This is a genomic window from Mesorhizobium sp. B2-3-11, assembly GCF_006442215.1.
GTDB lineage: Bacteria > Pseudomonadota > Alphaproteobacteria > Rhizobiales > Rhizobiaceae > Mesorhizobium > Mesorhizobium salmacidum.
Genome location: NZ_VFVS01000004.1, coordinates 302,782 through 326,228 on the forward strand (window position 1 = coordinate 302,782; position 23,447 = coordinate 326,228).

At 63.0% G+C, this 23,447-nt stretch carries 19 protein-coding genes; 4 read left to right on the forward strand and 15 right to left on the reverse strand.

Annotated elements, in window-relative coordinates; all coding sequences use genetic code 11:
- Window positions 1–35: 35 nt before the first annotated feature.
- From FJ960_RS08800 to FJ960_RS08810, 3 genes are all read left to right on the forward strand, one after another.
- On the forward strand, window positions 36–1,232 hold the full coding sequence (locus tag FJ960_RS08800) for an amidohydrolase (protein WP_140713207.1): 1,197 nt from the start codon (window positions 36–38) through the stop codon (window positions 1,230–1,232).
- The gene (locus FJ960_RS08805; RefSeq protein ID WP_140713209.1) at window positions 1,222–2,694 is read left to right on the forward strand and encodes an amidohydrolase family protein; all 1,473 of its coding nucleotides are present in this window, start codon (window positions 1,222–1,224) and stop codon (window positions 2,692–2,694) included. Before FJ960_RS08800 ends, FJ960_RS08805 begins: the two co-directional genes overlap by 11 nt.
- Before the next feature lie 156 nt (window positions 2,695–2,850).
- The gene (locus FJ960_RS08810) at window positions 2,851–3,561 is read left to right on the forward strand and encodes a GntR family transcriptional regulator (protein WP_140713260.1); all 711 of its coding nucleotides are present in this window, start codon (window positions 2,851–2,853) and stop codon (window positions 3,559–3,561) included.
- A gap of 549 nt (window positions 3,562–4,110) precedes the next feature.
- On the opposite strand, the gene FJ960_RS08815 is transcribed toward FJ960_RS08810, so the two are convergent.
- The 10 genes from FJ960_RS08815 to FJ960_RS08860 all read right to left on the reverse strand — a co-directional run bounded on the left by FJ960_RS08815 (window position 4,111) and on the right by FJ960_RS08860 (window position 16,687).
- Entirely contained in the window at window positions 4,111–4,908 is a 798-nt protein-coding gene (locus FJ960_RS08815) for an ABC transporter permease subunit (RefSeq protein WP_140713211.1), read from the reverse strand.
- 2 nt (window positions 4,909–4,910) lie between these two features.
- On the reverse strand, window positions 4,911–5,768 hold the full coding sequence (locus FJ960_RS08820; protein WP_140713213.1) for a 2-aminoethylphosphonate ABC transporter permease subunit: 858 nt from the start codon (window positions 5,766–5,768) through the stop codon (window positions 4,911–4,913).
- Window positions 5,761–6,906 carry an ATP-binding cassette domain-containing protein gene (locus tag FJ960_RS08825; RefSeq protein ID WP_140713215.1) on the reverse strand — a complete coding sequence of 382 codons (1,146 nt, stop codon included), beginning with the start codon at window positions 6,904–6,906 and terminating at the stop codon, window positions 5,761–5,763. Before FJ960_RS08825 ends, FJ960_RS08820 begins: the two co-directional genes overlap by 8 nt.
- Before the next feature lie 32 nt (window positions 6,907–6,938).
- Complete coding sequence (locus tag FJ960_RS08830; RefSeq protein ID WP_140713217.1) at window positions 6,939–7,970, reverse strand: 2-aminoethylphosphonate ABC transporter substrate-binding protein; 1,032 nt, start codon at window positions 7,968–7,970, stop codon at window positions 6,939–6,941.
- Window positions 7,971–8,222: 252 nt separating this feature from the next.
- On the reverse strand, window positions 8,223–9,236 hold the full coding sequence (locus FJ960_RS08835) for an NAD(P)-dependent oxidoreductase (protein ID WP_140713219.1): 1,014 nt from the start codon (window positions 9,234–9,236) through the stop codon (window positions 8,223–8,225).
- 2 nt (window positions 9,237–9,238) lie between these two features.
- A complete protein-coding gene (locus FJ960_RS08840) occupies window positions 9,239–10,597 on the reverse strand; it encodes an aspartate aminotransferase family protein (protein ID WP_140713221.1) in 1,359 nt (452 codons plus the stop codon).
- A 73-nt stretch (window positions 10,598–10,670) separates the two neighbouring features.
- On the reverse strand, window positions 10,671–12,128 hold the full coding sequence (gene phnY / locus FJ960_RS08845; RefSeq protein ID WP_140713222.1) for a phosphonoacetaldehyde dehydrogenase: 1,458 nt from the start codon (window positions 12,126–12,128) through the stop codon (window positions 10,671–10,673).
- A gap of 234 nt (window positions 12,129–12,362) precedes the next feature.
- Complete coding sequence (gene phnA / locus FJ960_RS08850) at window positions 12,363–13,619, reverse strand: phosphonoacetate hydrolase (RefSeq protein ID WP_140713224.1); 1,257 nt, start codon at window positions 13,617–13,619, stop codon at window positions 12,363–12,365.
- 25 nt (window positions 13,620–13,644) lie between these two features.
- On the reverse strand, window positions 13,645–14,844 hold the full coding sequence (locus tag FJ960_RS08855) for a 2-aminoethylphosphonate--pyruvate transaminase (protein ID WP_140713226.1): 1,200 nt from the start codon (window positions 14,842–14,844) through the stop codon (window positions 13,645–13,647).
- Between the two features lie 142 nt (window positions 14,845–14,986).
- The gene (locus tag FJ960_RS08860; RefSeq protein WP_140713228.1) at window positions 14,987–16,687 is read right to left on the reverse strand and encodes a Na/Pi cotransporter family protein; all 1,701 of its coding nucleotides are present in this window, start codon (window positions 16,685–16,687) and stop codon (window positions 14,987–14,989) included.
- 145 nt (window positions 16,688–16,832) lie between these two features.
- Between FJ960_RS08860 and FJ960_RS08865 the strand changes: the two genes are divergently transcribed.
- Complete coding sequence (locus FJ960_RS08865; protein ID WP_140713230.1) at window positions 16,833–17,702, forward strand: LysR substrate-binding domain-containing protein; 870 nt, start codon at window positions 16,833–16,835, stop codon at window positions 17,700–17,702.
- On the opposite strand, the gene FJ960_RS08870 is transcribed toward FJ960_RS08865, so the two are convergent.
- From FJ960_RS08870 to FJ960_RS08890, 5 genes are all read right to left on the reverse strand, one after another.
- Window positions 17,699–20,176 (reverse strand): FAD-dependent oxidoreductase, encoded by a 2,478-nt coding sequence (locus FJ960_RS08870; RefSeq protein WP_140713232.1) that lies wholly within the window; start codon window positions 20,174–20,176, stop codon window positions 17,699–17,701. The two genes, FJ960_RS08865 and FJ960_RS08870, sit on opposite strands and share 4 nt — an antisense overlap.
- 82 nt (window positions 20,177–20,258) lie before the next feature.
- Window positions 20,259–21,044, reverse strand: a complete 786-nt coding sequence (locus FJ960_RS08875; RefSeq protein WP_140713234.1) for a DeoR/GlpR family DNA-binding transcription regulator — start codon at window positions 21,042–21,044, stop codon at window positions 20,259–20,261.
- A gap of 403 nt (window positions 21,045–21,447) precedes the next feature.
- Window positions 21,448–22,026, reverse strand: a complete 579-nt coding sequence (locus FJ960_RS30130; RefSeq protein ID WP_281405561.1) for a hypothetical protein — start codon at window positions 22,024–22,026, stop codon at window positions 21,448–21,450.
- Window positions 21,920–22,561 (reverse strand): ABC transporter permease, encoded by a 642-nt coding sequence (locus FJ960_RS30135; protein ID WP_140503823.1) that lies wholly within the window; start codon window positions 22,559–22,561, stop codon window positions 21,920–21,922. Before FJ960_RS30135 ends, FJ960_RS30130 begins: the two co-directional genes overlap by 107 nt.
- Window positions 22,562–22,700: 139 nt before the next feature.
- Window positions 22,701–23,447, reverse strand: a 747-nt coding sequence (locus FJ960_RS08890; RefSeq protein ID WP_140713236.1) for a zinc-binding dehydrogenase, incomplete at its 5' end; no start/stop codon positions are given.

Sequence of the window (23,447 nt, forward strand, 5' to 3'; positions counted from 1 at the left end):
TGGCAAGCCGGGACCGGAAACAGGGGGAGACCCAGATGACTGAAGACCTTCTCATTCGCAATGTCAGGCCACTGGGCGGCGCCGTGACCGATCTCTACATTCGCGACGGCCGGTTCGCGCAAGCAACCGGCGGGAAAGCGGCACACGAGATCGATGGGCGCGGGCACATCGCCCTGCCCGGCTTGGTCGAGGCGCATACGCATCTCGACAAGACGCTTGTCGGCATGGACTGGTTTCACAATCGTGTCGGCCCCACCCGCAACGACAGGATCCTCGCCGACCGGACGGCCAAGCGGGAACTCGGCATCGACGGGCGCAGGCAGTCAGCGCGCCAGATCCTGCAGACGCTGGCTTTCGGCGTCACGCATATCCGCAGCCATGTCGACGTCGACACGGAAATCGGCATCGCCAACATCGAGGGCGTCGTAGCAACGCGGGAAGCCTTCAAAGGGCTGGTCGACGTGCAGATCGTCGCCTTCCCGCAAAGCGGCATGCTCGGACGCGAAGGCACGCTGGCGCTGATGGAGAGTGCGCTGAAGGCGGGTGCCGACATCGTCGGCGGCATCGACCCGGCGACGATCGAGCGGGACCCAGTGCGCCATCTCGACGCGATTTTCGCGCTCGCCGATCGGTACGGCAAGCCGATCGACATTCATTTGCACGAGCCGGGAGAGTTGGGCGCCTTCTGCCTCGAACTGATCGTCGAACGCACCCGGGCGCTGTCCCTCCAGGGCCGCGTCATGGTGAGCCATGCCTATTGCCTCGGCATGCTGGATACACAGAGGCAGCACGCGCAGGTCGACGCGCTCGTCGCTCAAGAAATCGCCGTCATGACCGTCGGCAGCCCGTCCGCGCCGGCGGTGCCGCTGCGCATGATGCGCCAATCCGGCCTCGTGATGGCGTCCGGCTCCGACGGCATCCAGGGCACCTGGGAGCCATGGGGCAATGGCGACATGCTGGAGCGTGCCAAATATCTGGCGCAGCGCAACGGCATGACCAATGATGCCGACCTCGAGGAGACGGCACGCATTTGCACCTTCGGCGGCGCCGAGGGCATCGGCCTGACCGACTATGGGCTTTCGCCTGGTTGCCATGGCGACGTCGTGCTGGTTGGCGTGCGGACCCTTGCCGAAGCTGTCGCCCTAACCCCGCAGAAGCGCACCGTTATCCGTGGCGGACGCGTGCTTGTACGCGACGGTGTCCTGGCCGGAGACCTGCCTGATGCCGCATAGCCGTCAGAACCGGCGCGACGACGGCCCTACCCTGCTCACCGCGCGGTGGGTCGTCGGCCACCGGGATGGACGCCATGTCCTTTATGAACATGGCGAGATCGTCCATGAGAACGGCAGGATCGTCTTTGTCGGCCATCATTATGCCGGACCTGTTAGACGGCGGATCGATCATGGCATGGCGCTTATCGGTCCGGGGTTTATCGATCTGGACGCGCTTTCGGACCTGGACACCGGCGTGCGCGGTCTCGATCATCAGCCGGGCTGGAAGAAGGGCCGCGTCTGGCCGCGCGACTATGTAGAAGCCGGGCCTGTCGAAATGCTGGACCCCGACGAACTGGCCTTTCAGAAACGCTATGCTTTCGCGCAGTTGATCCGCAACGGCATCACCACCGCTTTGCCGATCGCATCGCTGTTCTATCGCGCCTGGAACGAAACACCGGACGAATTCGCATCCGCCGCGCAAAGCGCCGCGGAATTGGGACTTCGCGTCTATCTCGGGCCAGCCTTTCGCGCCGGCCACTCCGTCGTTGAAGCGGATGGCAGCGTCGTCGTCGAGGTGGATGAAGGGCTCGGTTTGGAAGGTTTGGAACAGGCCATAGCCTTCTGCGAGAAGCATGAGAGCCGGTTTGGCGGGCTGGTGCGCACGATGCTCGCGCCGGACCGGGTGGAATTCTGGACCCCCGGCCTGTTGCGCCGGACCGCCGATGCAGCGCGCGATCTCGACGTGCCTGTCCGCCTCCACTGCTGCCAGTCTTCGTTCGAGGTCGAGACGATGCGTGGCCGGTTCGGCACGACATCGGTCCGCTGGCTTCAGGACATCGGCTTTCTCGATGACAGGGCGTTGCTGCCGCATGGGACCCATGCCACCGACGACGATCTCTGTATCATCGCCAACTCCGGCGCGACATTGGTCCATTGTCCGCTGGTGATGGCGCGGCATGGCGCGGCGCTCGACAATTTCGCGCGGCTCCGCAGCCAGGGTTTGCGCATCGGCATGGGCACGGATACCTGGCCGCCAGACATGGTCTTGAACATGCAGCTTGGCCTGATGCTCGGCCGGATCATGGCCGGCAATCTCGAAACGCCGAAATCAGCCGACCTCTATGACGCCGCGACAACCGGCGGCGCCGATGCGCTTGGGAGGCCCGATCTCGGGCGCCTGCAGGAGGGGGCAGCCGCCGATATCGTCGTGTTCGACCTGTCCGGCAATCACCTGGGCCAAGTGGTCGATCCGATTGCCTGCCTCATGACATCCGCGAGCGGGCGCGACGTGCACACTGTCATCATCGACGGCCGCACGGTGATGAGCGCCGGAACGATCGCCGGCTTCGATTTCGAAACGGCCCACGGCCGTGCGCAGGCCCAATTCGAGCGCCTTCTACATCGCTATCCGCAACGCACCTGGCAACATCCCGGCATTGCGGAGATTTTTCCACCCAGCTATCGGACATTCGTGGCATGAGAGTCTTACACAAACACCTGCCGGCAATTGGAAATGATTTGCCGGCATGCAGGCCGGCGGCCTTATGACCTCGACGGCGGGCTGGCAACTTTTCTAAACTCTTGCTTTGCGAATGCTTTTCTTCGTGCGCGCTTGGACATGAACTCAGGATCGGCCATGACACTGACGATACGTAACCAGAAATCTGCCGGGTCCAAATCCGATGCGGTCTATCGCACCTTGAAACGCGCAATACTCGATCAGGCGCTGACGGCGGGAACCAAACTTCCCGAGGATTCGATTGGCGAACGGTTGGGTGTCAGCCGCACCATCGTCAGGCAGGCATTGGCAAGGCTGAACGGCGAGGGCCTGGTTGAATTGCGTCCGCACAAGGGAGCCTGCGTGGCCGAGCCAAGCCTTGACGACGGCCGCAACATCTTTGCGGTGCGGCGTGCGTTGGAGGCTCTGGCGATCGATACGCTGATCGGCAAGCTTACACCGCAGACGATCCGGCAACTCGAAGCCCATGTCGCCGCGGAAGATGCAGCAAAAGCCAACAGCACCGCGGCATCGGTTCGACTGGCCGGAGAATTTCACGTGCTCCTCGCCATGCTGACGGAAAACGATCTGTTGGTGCGCTATGTCACGGAACTCGTATCACGCTCGTCGCTCATTCTGTCGCTTTACGCACGGCCGCATTCGGCCGATTGCGCCGTCTCGGAACATCGTGAGATCATCGCCGCGCTCGCGCAGGCTGATCGGAACAAGGCGATTGCCCTCATGGAGCATCATATCGATGCAATCACCACGCGCGCGCTGCTGAAGGCCAATCCAGGAAATGATTTTCCCGATCTCCTCGCCGCCTACGCACGGGAGGAAGGCCTGTGAGGTATTGGATGGGCCCGGCTGCACGGCGTATCGTGGTTGTTTTGCGTAAATACCATCAGCGCCGAACCTTGGAGACGCTCCGTCTCGGCGCGGCGAAGCTGGCAAGCACATCCTGGCCGCAGAATTCGCTGATGGCACAGCGTTATTCCGCGTTGCCAGTTGCTGTTGGCCACCAGTTCAACCAGCGAACAAGACCGTACCTGCGAATGTACCCACCGGTGCTGCCGCGGCTTTCACTGCCAGCCTCGTAGCGCGACCTACATTTCGTCGCGCTCAAGGATCCGCTGGCCCGGCGCCAGGTTGGGCTGCCTTCCCGCGCTTCCGAGATCGCCTCACCGGCTACGGAAGCTTTGGCCGCGAACTGCGTCGGATCGTCAACGCGATTGCCGACGAATTGGATGTTGAGGTGATTGCGGCCTGAGGCGGGCGAGGTCGGCTGGCCACTTGGCCGAAGGCACTCTACGCAGTGGCCAGTGCTTCGGCCAAGCCTTCGAGCAAATCCTCCGCTCGCTCTAAGGATATTCCGCAAGCTCGAGCATTCCACGCGACCTACCTGCCAACCGCCTTCGTGGTAACTCGTTCGAGACCAAGCAGTAGTATCAGCGTTGCGGCGACCAGGATCATGGTGAGCGCCGCTCCGTTGAAGATGTCACCGCGGTCGGTCAGACTGAAGATCGCCACCGGCAGCGTCACCCAGCCTGGCGGATAGACCATCACGGTCGCGCCAAGCTCACCCATGGAGAGTGCGAAGCTTAAGCCGAAGGCAGCGACCAGATAGGGAGCGAGCAGCGGCAGCGTGACATGCCAGAGCCGGTAGGCCGGCCTGGCGCCAAGGCTCGACGCCACCTGTTCGAAATCGGGCGAAAGCCGTGCCAGCCCGGCCGAGACATTGCCGAAAGTGAAAGCCGAAATCAGCACGAAATGCGCGATCATGACGATCGCTACCGTGCCGTTGAACAGAAGCGGCGGATGGCTGAACGCAACCAGCAGGCCAAGCCCGACGGATACCGAAGGCACCGCGCTGGGGACAAAGAACAACAGGCCAAGCAGCCGCTTTAAGGCATGCGCATGAAGGCGAAGCGAAAGGGCCGCCCAGGTGCCGCTGACCAGCGCCAGGGCGCTGGCCAGGAAGCCGGTGATGAGGCTGGCCTTGACCGAATTCCAGGCCGCGCCCTTGACGACGTCGGCGTAGTGCTCCGTCGTCAAGCCATTGGGCAGCACACCGTTCCATTGGTCGGCGAGACTGGACAAAAGAATGACCGCCAGCGGCGCCAGGAACAGCACGCCGAAGATCAGCGCGAAGAGCATCCACAGCACGATCCGACCAAGGCGCGACCAGACCAGCATGACTAGACCCCCAGCCGGCCGGCGGCGAAGCGGTATAGGCCGAACAGGCCGAGCGACAGCGCGATGTTGACCACGGCGATGATGCAGGCGACCTGATAGGCCGATTCCTGGATCGCCTTGCCGTAGATCAGCAGCGGCAGCGTGATGACGCCCTTGGCGCCGATGAACAGCACGATGCCGAATTCATTGACGGTCAACAGCAGGCAGAGACTGCCGCCGGCAATGAGTGCCGGAATTGCCGCCGGCAGGATGACCTGACGCACGATGCGGAACGGGCGTGCGCCAAGCACGCTCGCCGCTTCGATCTGGCCGCGGTCGACCAGCGAGAAGGCGGCAAGCAGCGGCCGCAGGATGAAGGGCGTATAGACGGTGACTTCGGCCAGCACCACGCCCCAGGTCGAATAGAGGAAATCGACCGGCGGCAGCGGCAGCGAGAAGGCCTCCATCAGTCCCGTATTGAGCATCCCGGCGGAGCCGTAGAGGAAGGTGAAGGCAAGCGTCACCAGGAAGGTTGGCAGCGCGATGAAGGTGTCGATCAGCCGCGCGATGAAGCCGCTGCCGGGGAACGGCACGAAGGCCAGGATCAGTGCCAGCACGAGGCCGACCACCAGGCATCCGGCCGTGGCCGTGACCGAGATCGTCACCGTGTTGATCAGCGCGTTGAGGAAGAAGCGCGAATGCAGCACGCGAAAAATCTCGGTGGCATTGGCGACACCGCCGTCATCCAGAAAGGCCTGCCGGGCAATCAGCGCCAGCGGATAGAAGAACAGCAGGGCCAGCAGGGCCGCCGGCGGCACGATCCAGAATCTGCCGGGCTCTCTCCTGATCGCCGGCACGCCAATTGCGACGGCGTCAGACACCGGAATCTTCCGGAAGCAGCGACGTGTCGGCGGGCGCGAAGAACAGCGGCACCTTGGCGCCGGGTTCGGGCAAGGCGATCGGCAGTTTGGTTGCCGAGACGCGCACCGGCGTGCCGTCGACGTCGAGCACGAGATGGGTGAGTTCGCCCTGCCAGTGCACTTCCCGCAGCGTACCGACGATGCGGTTGGTGTGTTCGGCGTCGGCCGTCAGGCTCAGATGCTGGGGCCGGATGCAAAGCAGGCTCTTGTCGCCGGCCTTCTCGTCCCGGCCAGCGCCGGTGAGCACTGCGTCACCATACCTGGCGGTCGCAAAGCCCTTCGAGCCAACGGCTTCGGCAACCGTCACCGGCAGGAGGTTGGCACGACCGAGGAACTCGGCGGTGAAGCGGTTCGGCGGACGACGGTAGAGTTCCGTCGTCGGCCCATGCGAACAGACCCTGCCGTCGCGCATGATGGCGATCTTGTCGGCGAGCGTCAGCGCCTCGGTCTGGTCGTGGGTGACGTAGAGAATGGTCAGGCCCGGCAGGCTGCGGTGCAGGCGGGCGATCTCCTCGACCATGTTGCGGCGTATCTGCGCGTCGAGCGCCGAAAGCGGCTCGTCGAGCAGCAGAACGCGCGGCCGCACGGCAAGCGCGCGGGCAATTGCGACACGCTGCTGCTGGCCGCCCGAAAGCTCACGCGGATAACGCCGGGCAAAGGTCGCCATGCCGACAGTGGCGAGCGCATCTTTCACCCGTTCGCCGATCAACGCCTTGTCGGCGCCTTGCGCCCTGAGGCCAAAAGCAACATTGTCCTCAACCCGCATATGCGGAAACAGCGCGTAGTTCTGCACCACCATGCCAAGACCGCGCTCGTAAGGTGGCAGGTCGGTCACGTCCGTCGCGCCGATACGGATGCGGCCGCTTGCCGGCCGCACGAAGCCGGCCACGGCGCGCAGGGCGGTCGTCTTGCCGGAGCCCGACGGGCCGATCATCGCCAGGATTTCACCCGGCGCGATGTCCAGGGTCAGCGGATGCAGCACGACAAGCGCGCCATAGGCGACGCTGACTTTGTCGAAGTGGACGTTGGAACCGGCGCCGCGAACCTTCGCGGCGTCGATATCCATGACACTGGTACCCGTGAAGGCGACGGCCGACATGGCGTTGTTCTCCCGACTGGTTCCCTTGGGGATCAACTTCCGGTCGCTTCGTTCCACTTCTTGACGTAGTCGGGAAGCTTGGCCAGCGCGTCATTCCAGTTCGGCGACCAGATGGTCAGGCCCTTCATCGCGTCCTGCAATTTCGCGAAGTTGGCGTCGTTCGGCGTCACGTCCTTGCGGGCCGGCAGGCCGATAGCAATGGAGCTCACCGTCGACTGCGCATCCTTGGAGAGCAGGAAGTCGATCAGCTTCTTGCCGTTGTCGCCGTTGGGAGCGCCGGTCACCAGGCCGATCTCATAGGGCAGCGCGAAGGTCGAACGGGTGCCGTCCGGCCCTGCGGGCCAGAACACCTTGATGTTCGGATTGTCTGCCATCTGCGACATGTTCATCTGCAGGTCGCCATTGGCGACGTGCAATTCGCCCTTGTTGACGAGCGCGGTCAGCTTGCCGGTCGAGGCGGACGGGCCGACATTGTTTTCCTGAAGCTTCTTCATGAACGCGAAGCCCGCATCCTCACCGCCGAAGGCGTGGATGATCTGCAGCATCACGGCGGTGCCGTCGCCGGCCTGGCCGGGCGTCGAATACTGGATTTTGCCCTTGAATTTCGGATCGAGCAGGTCGTTGTAGCTCTTCGGCGCTTCCGACAGCACGGCGCTGTTGTAGATGAAGTTCATGTAGTTGTTGACCAGCGGCCGGTACTTGTCGGTGCCGCCGTCGATCTGGTCGGCGCCTTGCGGCTTGTAATCCTGCAGCAGGCCGTCGGCGGCAGCGCGCTGGACGAAGGGCGGCAAGGTTACCAGCACATCGGCCTGCGGGTTCGACTTTTCCTTGGCGACGCGCTCGACGACGCCGCCCGAACCGGCCTCGATATACTGCACGGTGATGCCGGTGGCCTTGGTAAAGGCAGCGAATTCGGTCTCATACCAGCTGTCATTGCCATCATGCAGGCCGTCGGCGGAATAGATAGTGACGACGCCGTCGGCGAACGCCGGTGCGACGAGAGCCGACGACGCCAGAAGCGACGCGGCGAAGGTCATTGCGATGGTTGCGTTTCGCGATTTCATGGATCAGTTCCCCTTTGATTGATGGCACATTCTGCGATGCACTAGGACCGATCGGCTTCATATCTCTGGCGGACGTTGAGCCGATTGGATGTCGTCGTTGTGACAACTTTGGGGATCGGCAATCGATAAGTAAAATCTATTTATTTTATGACAGACGAGCTTCTACTGATAGTTGTCATGGAACTGTCGCATCCCTGTCGCGGGCGCGATCGCGCCCACGCACAGGGCATCTATCCTATTGAAATATATGCTTTATCCGCTGAACAGAACGCCAGCCGTCTGCGCCCGCAAACGCGGGTCATGGGAGCGGATGGTCACTGGCCGGCCCTCGATGATCTCGAAACAACGCGCGAGCGTGTCCTCCTCAAGCCGGCGCATTGCTTCGTGCGTGAAGAAAGTGAGATGCGGAAACAGGATCACGTTGTCGCGATCGAACAGCGCACGCATCGGATGGGCCGACCTGGAGAGCGGCTCCACCGAATAGACGTCGAGCCCGGCGCCGCCGATGCGCCCGGCGACGACAGCCTCGACAAGCGCCGCCTCATCGATGAGTGCACCGCGCGAGACATTGACGATGATGGCGGAAGGCTTCAGGCAGGCGAGTTCCGCCTTGCCGATCAGGCCGCGCGTCTTGTCGTTCAACACACAATGGATCGAGACAAAATCGCAGACGCGAAGCATCGTCTTGAGGTCGTCGACCTTCTCGATGCCGGCGGCATGCATGCTTGCGGCATCGACACCGGGATCGAAGCCGAGCACACGGGCGCGAAACCCTTGGCCTGCCATGCGTGCCATGCTGCGGCCGATCTTGCCGCAGCCGACGAGCCCCAGCGTGGCGCCGGAAATGTCACGCCCGAGCCAGTGTTGCGTGGGCCAGACCCAGCCGTCGCGCGACACTGCCGCCGTGATAGCGGGCAGCCGCTTGGCAAGCGCGATCATCAGGGCGAAGGCGCCTTCGGCGACGGTCTCCTCGGCATATTCGGGCACATTGACGACGGGAATGCCGCGCCGGATCGCGGCGGGGATGTCGATGGCATCGACGCCGACGCCATATTTGACGATGCCCTTCAATTTCGGTGCGGCGTCGATCACCCGCGCCGTAATCGGCGTGTAGCACATGAGCAGAAGATCGGTGTCAGCGACGGCCTCGATGAGATCGTCTTCGGGAATGCCGTCAGGCAGTGTCGCGAGTTCCACGCCGCGCGCCCGCAAACCGGCGTCAATCCCGGGGCATTCGAGTTCCCGATCGGTGCGCACGGCCTTCATGGTCAGGCCGCCAGCACGGCGCGCTCGACAATGTCGAGCGCCCGGTCGAGATCACTCTTCGAAATGACCAGCGGCGGCGACAGCGTCAGCACGTTACCCTGGCTGATCTTGAAGCTCAGGCCCTGCTCCAGGCAGGCATAGAAGACCCGTTCGGCAAGCGCGCGCGCCGGCTGCCGCGTGGCCCGATCCTCGACCAGTTCGACGCCGACCATCAGCCCCCTGCCCCTGACATCGCCGACATGGGCCGAGCGAGCCATCAGGTCTTGCATGCGTCCCAACATATGTTGGCCAAGCTCGGCCGCGCGCTCGACCAGCCCTTCCTCAAGGACGATGTCGATCGTGGTCAGCGCGGCGCGAGTCGTCACCGGGTTCTTTTCGTGGGTGTAGTGACCGATGGCGAAGCCGCCGGTGACGTCGAGGTCGCGCCGCGCAATGACGGCGGCGATCGGCAGGATGCCGCCGCCCAGCGATTTGCCGAGCACGACGATGTCGGGCGTCACGCCATCATGCTCGTGCGCGAAGAATTTGCCGGTCTTGCCGAGGCCGGTCGGGATCTCGTCGAAGATCAGCAGCGTGCCGTGCCGGTCGCAGGCTTCGCGCACCCGCTTCCAGAAGCCGGGCGGCGGCGGATTGGGCGTCGCCCGCATCGGCTCGGCGACGACCGCCGCCACATCCTGCTCGCGGCCGAGCACATAGGCAATCATGTTGGCGCAGGCGGTCCCCGACGCTTCCAGCGAATCGTGGCCGTAGGGACAGCGATAGCCGTCCCAGGGCGCGACATGCTCGGTGCCGGTCATCATCGGGCCGGCGATGTGCGAACGGAAAGTCGCTTCGCCGCCGACACTTGCCGCGCCGAAACCGGCGCCGTGAAACGCATCCCAGAACGACACCGTCTTGAAGCGGCCTGTCGCGGCACGCGCGATCTTCAGCGCCACTTCGATGGCATCCGAGCCGCCTGTCGTGAACAGCACCTTGCCGAGATCGCCGGGAGCAAGTTCCGCGAGCTTTTCGGCCAGCTCGACAGCGGGCTCGCAGGTGAAGCGGCGCGGTGCGAAGCAGAGATCATCAAGCTGCTTCTTGATAGCGGCCACCAGCCTCGGATGGCCGTAGCCGAGATGATGCACGCTGTTGCCATGGAAATCCATGAAGCGCCGGCCGGCCGTATCCTCGATCCAGATGCCTTCCGCTTTGGCGATCGTCGACAGGCAGGGACTGGACAGGCTCTGGTGCATGAAGGCGGCAGCATCGCGGTCGAGCAGGCCGCGGATACGCAGATCATCCTGGCCGGCGTCCCAGCGGCCGCGCGCCGCCGTGGTGTTGGAATCACCCTCGGTATGCACAAGCTCAGATATTGCGGCCATAACGCTCTCCGAAACGCGAATGAGGGAGCGTGGAACGCCCCCTCGTTTTGTCCTGCCAGTCAGTGTGATCCGGTCAGGACCAGGGCAGCGAAAACGTCTTCACATTGGTATAGCTCTTCATCGCCTCGATGACGCCTTCCTTGTAGCCATTGCCCGAATCCTTGATGCCGCCAAAGGGCGACATCTCGATGCGGTAGCCCGGCACTTCCCAGATATTGACCGTGCCGACCTGCAGACCGGTGATATATTTCTGCATGCGTGGAAACGAGTTGGTGCAGACACCCGATGACAGGCCGAAGGCGGTCGAGTTGGAGAGCGCAATGAGTGCCTCGTCATTGTCAGGCGCGCGCACGATCGGGATGATCGGCCCAAACGTTTCTTCCATCACCAGTTCCGACTTATGCGGTACGCGATCGACGACGATCGGCGGCAGCAGCGCACCCTGGCGACCGGGATTGTAGAGGATCTCGGCACCTTGCTCGGCGGCCATATGGACGCGGGCTTCGAACAACGCCGCCGCCTTCTCGTGGACTACGGTGCCAAGATCGGTCGAACGGTCCATCGGATCGCCGAAGCGGATCTTCTTCGCCCGCTCCAGCACCAGCGGCACGAAACGGTCGGCGACGCTTTGCTGAACGAGAATGCGCTTGACCGCCGTGCAGCGCTGGCCGGAATTCTTCGTCGCACCGGCGACGGCGAGATCGGCGGCCTTGGCTAGATCGTCATCGGAGAGATCGTTGAGGATGATCAGCGGATCGTTGCCGCCGAGTTCCAGCACCTGGCGCCTGTAGCCGGCGGTGCGGGCGATCATCTTGCCGACCGGCACGCCGCCGGTGAAGGTGATCAAGTCGATATTCTCGTTGGTGATCATCTCGTTGCCGATGTCGACCGGCCAGCCGGTCACCACCGAAAGCATTTCCGGCGGCAGGCCGGCTTCATAAAGAATGTCGGCCAGCAGCAGCGCAGTCATCGGCGTCAGTTCGGTCGGCTTCACCACCACGCAATTGTTGGTGGCGATCGCCGGCGCCACCTTGTGCGAGACCATGTTGAGCGGATGGTTGAACGGCGTGATCGCGGAGATCGCCCTCAGCGGCTCGCGGGTGGTGAAGATCTTGCGCGCCTTGCCATGCGGTGTGAGATCGCAGGAGAAAATCTGGCCATCATCCTGGATGCACATCTGCGCCGACAGCGTGAACACGTCATAGGCCCGGCCAACTTCATAGAGCGAATCCGTCTTGGAGATGCCGAGTTCGAGCGTGATCAGATCGGAGATCTCTTCCCGGCGCGACGCCAGCGCTTGCGCGGTGCGAAACAGGATCTGCTGGCGCTCATAACGCGTCAGCTTCGACTTATAGCCGGCGGCGATGTCGAACGCCTTGCGGGCATGCTCGGCGCGGCCCGCCGGCACGGTGCCGATAACGGTATCGTTCCAGGGGTAGCGCACCTCGACGACGCCGTCGGCATCGACCTTCTTGCCGGCGATACGCATCGGCTCATGACGAACTTTGATGGCAGGGTCAAGCTTGGTCATGTGAGTCTTCCCGGTGCTTAGTGAGCCACATCGAACTTTTGTCGGCGCGACCATCGCGTCTTGGCGATGCTTCCCCCACTCCGTCGCCGCTGCGCGGCGCCACCTCTCCCCTCTCCGGAGGGAGAGGAAGGAAGCCAAGATCGGCAACCCGCGCGCCCTTCCTCTCCCCCGTCGATCGGGGGAGAGGTGCCGAGCGAAGCTCGGCGGAGTGGGGGTCGACAATCGCGCTCGACATCAAGCCTGCGCCGCTGCCATCGTTGCGTAGAGGAACGCGTCGAAATTGCGCAGCGTCGGCTCGTTCGGCAAATCCAGCAGCACGCGGTTGACGATGAACGGCACCTCCTGCTCGGTCAGCCCGCCATGCGAGCGGAGCGGTTCGTTGAGCGCCGCCAGATCATGTCGGTGTTCGCTGGTGCCAATGGTCTTGTTCTCCGTCGAGATCAGCACGATGTCACCGATGCGGTCGGCCGGCAGCTCGAAACGCTCGCAAGCCGTCGGGCTGTCGACGACCAGCATAATGCCATCGATCTTGGCCAGCCGCGCCATGATGCCGGCCCGGTCTGCGCCATCAGGAAGATAGGCGGTGGCAAACGAGCCGAGGGCGCCGTGGTGCACAACATAGGGGTCGGTGATCGGCAGGATGACTCTGGCGGCGTCCTTGCCCAACCACTCGTCCAAAAGGTCCTGGACATAGACGACGTCGGGCGAACCGTCGGCCTTGTGCTTGGGCTTCATGCCATGGTCGGCGGTGACGACGATCGCCGCGCCCAGCGCATCGAGTTCGGTCAGGTACTTGTCGAACATTTCATAGAAGGCGTTGGCCTGCGGCACGCCAGGCGCGTATTTGTGCTGCACATAGTCTGTCGTCGTCAGGTACATGATGTCGGGGCGGAACTCCTTCAGCAACTGGACGCCAGCGGCGAAGACGAATTCCGACAGCTCGGCCGAATAGACCTCGGGCACCGGCAGGCCAAAGTGCTTCGAGGCATTGTCGATGCCGTGTTCTGCGACAGTCGTGGTGTCCGACTTTTCCGCCGAGAAACACAGCGCGCGGCCTTCGTCGAAGGCCAATCCCTTGCCGAGCAAGGCGCGCAGCTTGTCCTTGGCGGTGACCACCGCGACCTTGGCGCCGGCATCATAGAAAGCCTGGAAGATCGTCGGCGCGCGCAGGAAGCGCGGGTCGTTCATCATCACTTCCTTGCCGGTCTCGCGCTCGTAAAGATAGTTGCCGCAGATGCCGTGCACTGAAGGCGGCCGACCAGTGGCGATCGACAGATTGTTGGGGTTGGTGAAGCTCGGAATGACCGAGTGGGCGAAGCGCACCGTGCCCTTTTCCTTGATCCTGACCAGAGCCGGCATCAGCCCGGCATGAATAGCTTCGTCGAGATAGGCCGGCTCGCAGCCGTCAAGGCAGATGGCGATGGCCGGCACACGCGGCCAGGCGTAGGTGCGGCCGTTGACCGCGACATTGATCGGAGACATCTGGTTCATCGAAAATCCCTTGAATAGTGCCGCTTCAGGCGGCGAGTTTGGCGCGCTCGGCGATTGCAGCGGCGGGTGGGGCAGCCGTGTCTACGCCCATTTCCTTCAGTGACTGCGCCGCCGCCCCGACGACGCGGCGCATGACATGTTCGTCCATCTGGCCGATGCAGCCGACGCGGAAGGAGTCCACGGCGGTCAGCTTGCCCGGATAGATGATGAAGCCCTTGTCCTTCATCAGCTCGTAGAAGCGGTCGAAGGCGAAATTGGCATGGGCCGGGTTGAAGAAGGTGACGATGATCGGCGACAGCCAGCGGTCTTTCAACAAGGTCTCGAAGCCAAGGTCGCGCATGCCGGCCACCATCACGTCGCGGTTCCTGGTGTAGCGAGCACCTCGGCCGGCGACGCCGCCCTCGGCCTCGTGCTGGCGCAGCGCTTCGAGGAAGGCAGCAACGACATGTGTCGGCGGCGTGTAACGCCACTGGCCGGTCTTGTTCATGTGCGCCCACTGGGCATGGACATCGAGCGACAGCGAGTGGCTGCGGCCCCTGGCGGCCTCCAATTCGCTCTTGCGGGCGATGATGAAGCCAAAGCCCGGCACGCCCTCGATGCATTTGTTGGCGGAGGAGACCATCGCCTCGTAGCGGATATCGTTGACATCAAGCGCGACGGCGCCGAAGGCGCTCATGGAATCGACGAGCAGCTTGCGGCCCTTGGCGTGGACGGCTTCGGCGATCTCGGCGACCGGATTGAGGATGCCCGAACTGGTTTCGCAATGGATGGCGATGACATGCGTGATCGCCGGGTCGGCCTCGAGAGCCGCCGCCACCTCGTCACCGCGCGGCGGCAGATAGTCGCCCTTGTCGATCAGCATATAGGCGCGACCAAGATACTGCATGGTCTGCGCGGCACGCAGGCCGTAGGCACCGTTGGCCAGGACCAGCACCTTGCCATCCCTGGGCACGAACGAACCCAGCATCGCCTCGACGCAAAAGGAGCCGCTGCCTTGCATCGGCACGCAATCGAAATCGCCAGTCGTGTCGCCGGTCAGCGCCAGCAGGCGGCGGCGCATATCGGCGGTCATGCCGCGAAAATCGCCGTCCCATGATCCCCAGTCGCGCAGCATGGCCTGCTTGACCGAATAGGCCGTGGTCAGGGGGCCTGGGGTCAGAAGATAGGGCTCGCCCAGTGCCGGACTGGCCAGCGGCTCGGCGGCAAATTTGGTCTCGGCGAGCATGGTGTCCTCCGACAGATCGCTGCTTTTTGATATGGCCTAAGTTTCGGCCTGGACGACATATTTGTAAAATCGTTATTTTGTATCGATGTATCGATTTGGGCGATGGATAAGTTTGCCGGCTTCATCGAGCAGTTCCGCCTTGTCATGCCACCGCGGAAGCCATCTCATCCGCAACCCCGCCGCCCTTCGCCAGCCGGCTTTCGAGCAGATCGCCGCTTTGCGTCAGCAGGGGATAGGCGACCGACGCCATCAGCGAGTTGATTTCCTTCAATGCCCCGACCGCCTCGAGATGGATGTCGCTGGTGTCGATGCTCTGCGGCATTCCCGATTGCAGGCGCTTCAGGTGACGATCATGGCTCATGCGTTCCAGCTTGCGCATCCGCTCCTTCTCGACGACGAGTTGCCGCGCCGAGTCGAGATCGCTCGACACCAGCACGTTGAGCGCAAGCTGCATGTTAGCCATGACACGGTTATGAAGCCCGGACAGTTCGCTCCAGCCATCGCGTGAAAAGCGCAGGTTCTTGTCGCGCAATTCCCGGGCGAGCACGAGCAGGTTCTTGGCGACGATGTCGCCGGCGCGTTCGAGATTGATGGCGAAATCGGTGAGTTCGATACCGCGCTGGGCTTCGGTCGCGGTCATGCTGCCGCGATTGACCTCGGCGATGTAGAGCTTGATCTCGGTATGGGCGCGGTTGACCTCGTCATCGAGCTTCTGCGCCTGGCGGATCTGATCGGCGGTGCCGGCGTCGAAGAAATCCATCACCGGGCGCAGCATCACCTCGACGACCTCGCCCATGCGCAGCAACTCGCGGGTGGCACTGGCCAGCGCGAGACCTGGCGTGCGCATGACGGTACGATCAAGCGCGCTGCTGCGGCGCGACATGAGGTCCGCGCGTGCCTTTGCCGGCGGTCTGTCGGCGATCAGCAAAGTCACCAGCCTTTCCATCATGCCGGTGAAAGGCAGGCAGCAGGCGACGAGTGCCAGATTGAAAGCGAGATGCAAATTGACCAGTTGCCGGCCTTCGGTCGAACCAAACAGATGGGTCGGAAACACCACCGCCTGAAGCGCAAACAGGGCGGCAAGTGCTGCCGCGCCACGGAAGATCAGATTGCCGAGCGGGACGCGGCGCGCCTCGACGGCCTCGCCTCGCGTGAGCCACACGGCGATCAGCGCGCCGCCGCAATTGGCGCCGAGGATGAAGAAAAGACCGACCTCGACTGGCAAGACTCCCTGCGCGGCGAGCGTGACGAACAGCAGGATTGCCGCCACGCTGGAGTGGATCAACCATGTGAACAGCGCGGCAGCGGCAAAGGCGGTGAAAAAGTCGGCGCGCAGATAAGAGATCACCAGGGGCAGCAATGTGCTCTGCCGCATCGGCACGGTCGTCTCGCCGATCATGTGCAGCGACAACAGCACGAAGGCGATGCCCATCATGATGCGTCCGCCTTGCTTGATGCTGCGTGCCTCGAACTTCAGGAACATCGCGCCGCCGACCAGGATTAGCGCCGGTATCAACCAGCTGAGGTCGAACGACAGCACCTGCACGACCAACGCCGAACCAAGGTCGGCGCCAAGCAGGATCGCCAGCCCGGCGGTCACCGACACCATGCCGCTGGCGACAAACCCTGCCGCCAGCACGGCGACGGCGGTGGAACTCTGCAGCAGGACGGCAAGCACGATGCCAATCCCCGCCGACCTGACCCGCGCATCGCGAGCCTGTCGCAGGGCATCGCGCAATGCAGGCCCGCAGGCCCGCTCGACGCCCGTGCGCACCATGCGCACGGCCCAAAGCAGCAGCATGACAGCACCCGCCAAATGCAGCAGGATGATGGAAAATTGCATGGTTACGCCTCCGGGTGTCCGCGGCCGGCAAAGACGTCGACCCTCACTCAGGCTAGATTTGGCTGAACATAAGTCAAATCGTTCATTTCTATTTTTCAATTAATGTGGCTTATGATAGGCTTCCGGATCTCGAAGGGCGGAAAAGATGCGCTACGTCCAGTTGCGGGCCTTTCATCAGGTGGCGATTTCAGGCGGTTTTTCACGCGCTGCGGAAGCGCTGTTCCTGACCCAGCCGGCCATCTCGGACCAGGTGCGCAAGCTCGAGGAAGAGTATGACGTCCTGCTCTTCAACCGGAACAAGAAGCAGGTCACGCTGACCCATTCGGGCCAGAAGCTGCTCGAAATAACCCACCGCATGTTCGACACCGAGCAACAGGCACTCGAACTGTTGACGGAATCGCGCGCCCTGCGCGCCGGCACGCTGCGCATCGTGGCCGATGCAGCGCATCATCTTCTTCATATCCTCGGCAGCTTCCGGGCGCGCTATCCCGGTGTCCAGGTTTCGGTGCGCGCCGGCAACACCGAGACGGTGATCAGCAGCCTCTACAGCTACGATGCCGACATCGGCGTGCTGGGCGAGGTGCCTACGGGGCGCGACTTCGAAGTGCTGAAGCTCAACTCCACGCCGATCATCGCTTTCGCCTCCATCGATCATCCGCTGGCGGGTAGGAAATCGCTGACCCTCAAGCAACTCGCGCTGGAATCGCTGGTGATGCGCGAGCGCGGCTCGAAGACGCGTCAGAAGCTCGAAGAACTCGCCGCGGTGTCGAAGATCGAATTGAGACCCGTGATCGAGGCCGAAGGCCGCGAGGCGGTCCGCGAAATCGTCGCCTCGGGCGCCGGCATCGGCTTTGTCTCGGCGGCCGAGTTCGGCCAGGATTCGCGGCTGGTGGCGATTACCATCGACGCCCCCGAGACCTTGATGGACGAAGCGCTGATCTGCCTGCGTGAACGCAGCGGCGGCAAGCTCGTGCGCACTTTTCTCGACATGGCGCGTTCCATGTCGGTGGATTAAGCTGCAGCTTTCACCTCCACCACATCCGCCTTCACCCGCTCCGACTTTGGATCGTAGGGACTGCGCAGATGCGCCGTGGCAGTATGGCGCACGCCGGCAAGGTCGATCTCGAAACGTCCGCCGGTGACGAACGCGGCATCGACGCCAGCTTCATTCTCGATCAGTCCGAGCGCTACCGAGCGGCCAAGCGTGTGGCCGTAGGCAGCCGAGCGGACTTCGCCCACCGGTTTGCCGTCGCGCAGGATCAGTTCACCGCCCCACAGCATCGGTTCGGCATCGTCGAGAGTGAACAGCACGACGCGCTTTACTGGTGCCGCCGATGACTTTGCCTTGACCAACGCCTCGTGGCCGATGAAGCCGCCGGGTTTGTCCATGGCTACGGCAAAGCCGAGCCCGGCCTGCCAAGGGTTGATGTCAGGGGTCAATTCCCGACCCCAGGCGCGAAAACCCTTTTCGATGCGCAAGGCGTCGAGCGCATAGTAGCCGGCGTCCAGCACTCCGAATTCGCGGCCGGCATCATGCAGCGCCTCGTAGACGCCGACGGCAAATTCGGTCGGCACGATCAGCTCCCAGCCGAGCTCTCCGACATAAGTCATGCGGTTGGCATAGGCGGTGGCATGGCCGATATCTATCTCGCGGATGGTGGCGAAGGGAAAGCCCGCGTTGGAGAGATCGGCCGACGACAGTCTGGCGAGGAGATCGCGCGAGCGTGGCCCCATCACGGCCAGCACGGCGTAGGCGGAGGTGACGTCAGTCAGGATCGCATGCGCATCGGCCGGAATGTTCTTGATGATCCAGTCGGCGTCGTGGACCGCTTGCGCGGACCCTGTGACGATGAGGAATTTTTCCGCGCCCAGCCGCATCACGGTGAGATCGCTTTCATAGCCGCCACGCGCGTTGAGCACACCCGTGTAGACCGACGTGCCTATAGGTACATCGACATTGCCGGCGCAGATCCGGTCCAGCACGGCGCAAGCGTCGCGGCCCTGGACAAGCAGTTTTGCGAAAGACGTCTGGTCGAAGATGGCGACAGCCTCGCGCGTCGCCTTCATCTCACGGCGGACCGCCTCGTGCCAATTCTGGTGGCCGAAGGCATAGTCATTCTCGGGCTTCTCTCCCGGTGCGGCAAACCAGTTGGCGCGCTCCCAGGCCATCTTGGAGCCGAAGCAGGCGCCCCTGGCGGCCAGCCGGTCATAGAGCGGCGAGCGGCGGAACGGCCGCGCGGTGTCGAGTTCCCGGTTCGGCCATGGCATGGCGTAGTGCAGGCCGAGCGTCTCCTTGACCCGGTCATGCAGCCAGCGCGGGTTGTTGTTGAACGAGGCGAAGCGCCTGATGTCGACCGGCCACAGATCCATGGTCGGTGCGCTGTTGACGATCCATTCGGCCAGTGCCCTGCCCGCGCCGCCGGCACTGGCGATGCCCATCGAATTGAAGCCAGCGCCGACATAGAAATTCTTCAGTTCCGGTGCTTCGCCGAGGATGAAATTGTTGTCCGGCGTGAAGCTTTCGGGACCGTTGTAGAATTTCTTGACCTCGGCATGCGCCAGCTGCGGCACGCGGACCAGCGCGTTTTCCATTAGGATTTCGAACTGGTCCCAATCGTCGGGCAACAGCGCGAACTCGAAATTTTCAGGGATTCCATTCATGCCCCACGGCTTGGCATGCGGCTCGAAGCCGCCCATCACCAGGCCGCCGACCTCTTCCTTGAAGTAGATGAAGCCGTCAGGGTCGCGCATCACAGGCAGGTCCGGGTGCACGCCCTCGATCCTGCCGGTGACGATGTACATATGCTCGGCCGAATGCAGCGGCACCGAGACGCCGCACATCAAACCCACCTTGCGCCCCCATTGGCCGGCGCAGTTGACGACGATCTCGGTGGCGATGTCGCCGCGCTCCGTTTCGACGCCGCAGGCGACGCCGTTTTTCACCGTGATGCCGGTGACCTTCACCCGCTCGAATATCCTAGCGCCGCGGTTGCGCGCGCCCTTGGCCAGAGATTGCGTCAAGTCTGTGGGATTGGCCTTGCCGTCTCCCGGCAGCCAGACGGCGCCGACGAGATCGTCCGTCGCCATCACCGGCCAGAGATCTGCAGCCTCCCGGGGCGAGATGACGTCGATCTCCACGCCCTGAGCACGCGCCGACGCGGCCGTGCGCTTCAGCACCGTCATGCGATCAGCGGTGCGCGCAACAGACAGCGAGCCGCAATTCTTCCAGCCGGTGGCAAGGCCGGTTTCGGCCTCCAACTCGCTGTAAAGCTGGGTGGAGTATCTGATCAGGCTGGTCATGTTCGAATGGCTGCGCAACTGACCGACAAGACCGGCGGCATGCCAGGTGGTGCCGCCGCTGAGTTGTCCCTGCTCAAGCAGGACAACATCGGTCCAGCCGAGTTTTGTCAGATGATAGGCGACCGAGCAGCCAATGATGCCGCCACCGACGATGACAACGCGAGCGTGGGTGGGAAATTCATTTGCCATGAGCGTTCCGCCATTGGAGGGATGGTCGGGACACTAACACAGAGAAACCAAATATCAACTCAAAAAGTCACAAAATATCACATCAAGCAACGAGGAGCTCTGGCCCCTTTCGCGAAAGCGCCTCCGCAAGCGTTGGTCCGGGATTGGCGTCGACGATAACGCCGGCAGCCCGTTCGAAATTCGGAATCCTGAGCGGTGTCAGCTTGCCGAACTTGCTGCTATCGAGCACGAAATAAGCCTTGCCGGCGAGCGCGATCATACGGCCGCGCTGCTCGGCGCCGGCACGGGTGAAGTCCGTCACGTCGCCTTCCGGCGACAGGGCGCCGCCACCGAGAAAGGCGATGTCGACGCGAAAGCGGCCCATTGCATCGAGTGTGTCGATGCCGGAAGCCGCCTCCTCGCCCGGATCGATTTCGCCGCCCAGCATATGCACGCGCATGCCCGGGACATGGCACAGATGCAGCGCTATCTTCAGGCTTGCCGTGCAGATGGTAAGATCGCGCAACTTGATCATGGCCTGCGCGACGGCCAAGGTGGTGGTGCCGGAATCGAGAAAGACCACCATGCCATTCCTGATCAATCCGACGGCCGCCTTGCCGATCGCCGCCTTGCCATGAGCGTTTTCCTGGCTGCGCAAGCTCATCGCCGGTTCGCTCGGTTCAAAGCGGGCAGCACCACCGTGCACAATGTCGAGTTGTCCCTGATCCGACAGCAGCTTCAGATCACGACGGATGGTTTCGCGCGAGACATCGAAGAAGCCGGCGAGTTCAGCAATGCTGACTGATCCCTGGGCGCGAACGCGTTTCAGGATCTCAGCATGGCGACGGGACGCAAGGACTCGGCTGACAGCAGGTTGCGATTCAGACATGCTCCACCTTGGCCAAACCCCGGCAATGTTGCAAGATGCGGCATTTGCCGGTGTGCCCAACTTGATGGTCGATACCACCATCGCTTCTTAATCGGCAAACACAACCGCACGGCGCCCGGCGAGCTTCGCCGCCAGCTCGTCTGAGAGGAAACCTGCATGTGGCGAGCAGGCACCAATTTCGGTATCCGTGGACAGAGTTCCGCCTCCTGCGGTGACATGGTTCACTTGTCACGGGCAGGCAGTGGAAGCGTAATTTGCCAAAATCGATATGCGCACAAATCCTCGCCCGGATAATTTGCGACGACAGCGGAAATGATCATCGGTGACTCACCCATAGGCTGGCGACAAAGCAGATCGACGACGCAATGATCAAATTTCGAAACAAAAAGCATGACCCGACGCTTCAGACTATGTCTCGCATGCCCCAGCTCATGGACAAACGCTCCCCGAGCGGCGTGAAACGAGCGATCAGCGAAACGAGCGACTGGCCGCTTTTTGCCGAGAAGACGACATCCGGCATCCAGGTGGTAGGCAGAAACGGCCGCAACCACCCCAAGCTGATGCCTTGGATGGCCGGCACCAGTGCCGCGGGCACATCGCCAAGCACGCGCATATAGACGGCGCCACTGGCCAGCCCTCCGAAGAACAGCCCTGCCATGACCGTGCCAAGCGGTCGTAAGCCGCCGATCATGCCAACGATGATGCCGGCATAGCCAAGCCGGACAAGGTTGTCGGCGCGCAGCCTATGCGCCACGCCGAACAGCTCGATTGCGCCGGCAAGTGCCGCGAGCGCCCGGCTTGCCATCAGGATGATGGTGACCGTGCGGCCGATGTTGACGCCCTTGTGCCGAAGCGCCTCTGGATTGTAGCCAAGGTCACGGATCGCGTAGCCAAGCGGCGTCCGCGACAGCACCATTGAGCAGATGGCGGCGGTGAGAAGGGCAACAGCACGCCTGCATGCAACCTGCTGCTGCCAAACAATGCGGGCAGGAAGGCTTCGGTGGGCAGCATTGGCGACTGTTGGTAGAAATCGTGCCGCCGCTCTCACCCCACGGGCCGCCCTGCAACATCCAGGAGAGCAGGTAGACGACGAGATAGTTGAGCATCACCGTCGAGATGATTTCATTGACGCCGAAACGGTTCTTGAGCACCGCGGCGAGCCAGCCAAGCGCCACGCCGGCCGCCATGCCGAAAACGAGCACGCCAGGGAAGAACACCACGCCTGGCAGGCTGGCCAGCACCTGCGCGCCGAGATAGCCGCCCATGGCGCCTGCAAACACCTGACCTTCCTGGCCGATGCTCCACAACTGTGCGCGGAAGGCGATGACGGTGGCCAGGCCGGTAAGGATAATCGGCGTCGCCTTGACCAGCGTCGTGGCTATCGCCTTGGGCGAGCCGACGGCGCCTTGCACGAGTGTTGAAAAAACCTGGCCGACATTGGCGCCGGTCGAGGCGGGCAGCAGGGCGGACACGGCAAGTCCGGCGGCAATGGCCATGGCGAAGGACGCGGCGGCCATGGGCCATCGCGCTCGGTTCTTGGTTCGAAGGGGATGATTGAATAGCCTCCTCCCTACGTCCGATCATCATGGCGCCGACTTCCGAGACGGTTGTCTTCCTGGGGTCGCTGGCCGGATGGCCGGCGGCGTGTGGCCGTCTTCAGTAAACCACGACACTCCGGATCGACTTGCCCTCATGCATGAGGTCGAATCCCCTGTTGATGTCCTCGAGCTTCAGCGTGTGGGTGATCATCGGGTCGATCTGGATCTTGCCGTCCATGTACCAATCGACGATGTTCGGCACGTCGGTGCGACCGCGTGCGCCGCCGAAGGCGGTGCCCATCCAACTGCGACCGGTGACCAACTGGAACGGCCGTGTCGAAATCTCCTGGCCGGCGCCGGCGACGCCGATGACGACCGACTTGCCCCAACCGCGATGCGAAGCTTCCAGCGCCTGGCGCATCACCTTGGTGTTGCCGGTGCAGTCGAATGTGTAGTCGGCGCCGCCGATCTGGTCGGCACCGCGCTTGGTCATGTTGACGAGGTGAGGGACGATGTCGCCGTCGATCTCCTTCGGATTGACGAAATGCGTCATGCCGAAGCGCTCGCCCCATTCCTTCTTGTCGTTGTTCAAATCGACACCGATGATCATATCGGCGCCGGCAAGCTTCAGGCCCTGGATGACATTGAGGCCGATACCGCCGAGGCCGAAGACCACTGATGTCGCACCTTGCTCGACCTTGGCGGTGTTGATGACCGCACCGATGCCGGTGGTGACGCCGCAGCCGATGTAGCAGATCTTGTCGAAAGGGGCGTCCGGATTGACCTTGGCGACCGCGATCTCCGGCAGCACGGTGAAGTTGGAGAAGGTCGAGCAGCCCATGTAATGAAAGATCTTGTCCTTGCC

Excerpts from the sequence above, each read along its gene's own strand:
- FJ960_RS08870 (WP_140713232.1), bottom strand. The coding sequence starts at position 20,176 with ATGGCAAATGAATTTCCCACCCACGCTCGCGTTGTCATCGTCGGTGGC.
- FJ960_RS08830 (WP_140713217.1), bottom strand. The coding sequence starts at position 7,970 with ATGAAATCGCGAAACGCAACCATCGCAATGACCTTCGCCGCGTCGCTT.
- FJ960_RS08875 (WP_140713234.1), bottom strand. The coding sequence starts at position 21,044 with ATGTCTGAATCGCAACCTGCTGTCAGCCGAGTCCTTGCGTCCCGTCGC.
- FJ960_RS08835 (WP_140713219.1), bottom strand. The coding sequence starts at position 9,236 with ATGAAGGCCGTGCGCACCGATCGGGAACTCGAATGCCCCGGGATTGAC.
- FJ960_RS08810 (WP_140713260.1), top strand. The coding sequence starts at position 2,851 with ATGACACTGACGATACGTAACCAGAAATCTGCCGGGTCCAAATCCGAT.
- FJ960_RS08825 (WP_140713215.1), bottom strand. The coding sequence starts at position 6,906 with ATGTCGGCCGTCGCCTTCACGGGTACCAGTGTCATGGATATCGACGCC.
- phnY (WP_140713222.1), bottom strand. The coding sequence starts at position 12,128 with ATGACCAAGCTTGACCCTGCCATCAAAGTTCGTCATGAGCCGATGCGT.
- FJ960_RS08865 (WP_140713230.1), top strand. The coding sequence starts at position 16,833 with ATGCGCTACGTCCAGTTGCGGGCCTTTCATCAGGTGGCGATTTCAGGC.
- FJ960_RS08800 (WP_140713207.1), top strand. The coding sequence starts at position 36 with ATGACTGAAGACCTTCTCATTCGCAATGTCAGGCCACTGGGCGGCGCC.
- FJ960_RS08860 (WP_140713228.1), bottom strand. The coding sequence starts at position 16,687 with ATGCAATTTTCCATCATCCTGCTGCATTTGGCGGGTGCTGTCATGCTG.
- FJ960_RS30135 (WP_140503823.1), bottom strand. The coding sequence starts at position 22,561 with ATGGCCGCCGCGTCCTTCGCCATGGCCATTGCCGCCGGACTTGCCGTG.
- FJ960_RS08855 (WP_140713226.1), bottom strand. The coding sequence starts at position 14,844 with ATGCTCGCCGAGACCAAATTTGCCGCCGAGCCGCTGGCCAGTCCGGCA.
- FJ960_RS08805 (WP_140713209.1), top strand. The coding sequence starts at position 1,222 with ATGCCGCATAGCCGTCAGAACCGGCGCGACGACGGCCCTACCCTGCTC.
- phnA (WP_140713224.1), bottom strand. The coding sequence starts at position 13,619 with ATGAACCAGATGTCTCCGATCAATGTCGCGGTCAACGGCCGCACCTAC.
- FJ960_RS08840 (WP_140713221.1), bottom strand. The coding sequence starts at position 10,597 with ATGGCCGCAATATCTGAGCTTGTGCATACCGAGGGTGATTCCAACACC.
- FJ960_RS08815 (WP_140713211.1), bottom strand. The coding sequence starts at position 4,908 with ATGCTGGTCTGGTCGCGCCTTGGTCGGATCGTGCTGTGGATGCTCTTC.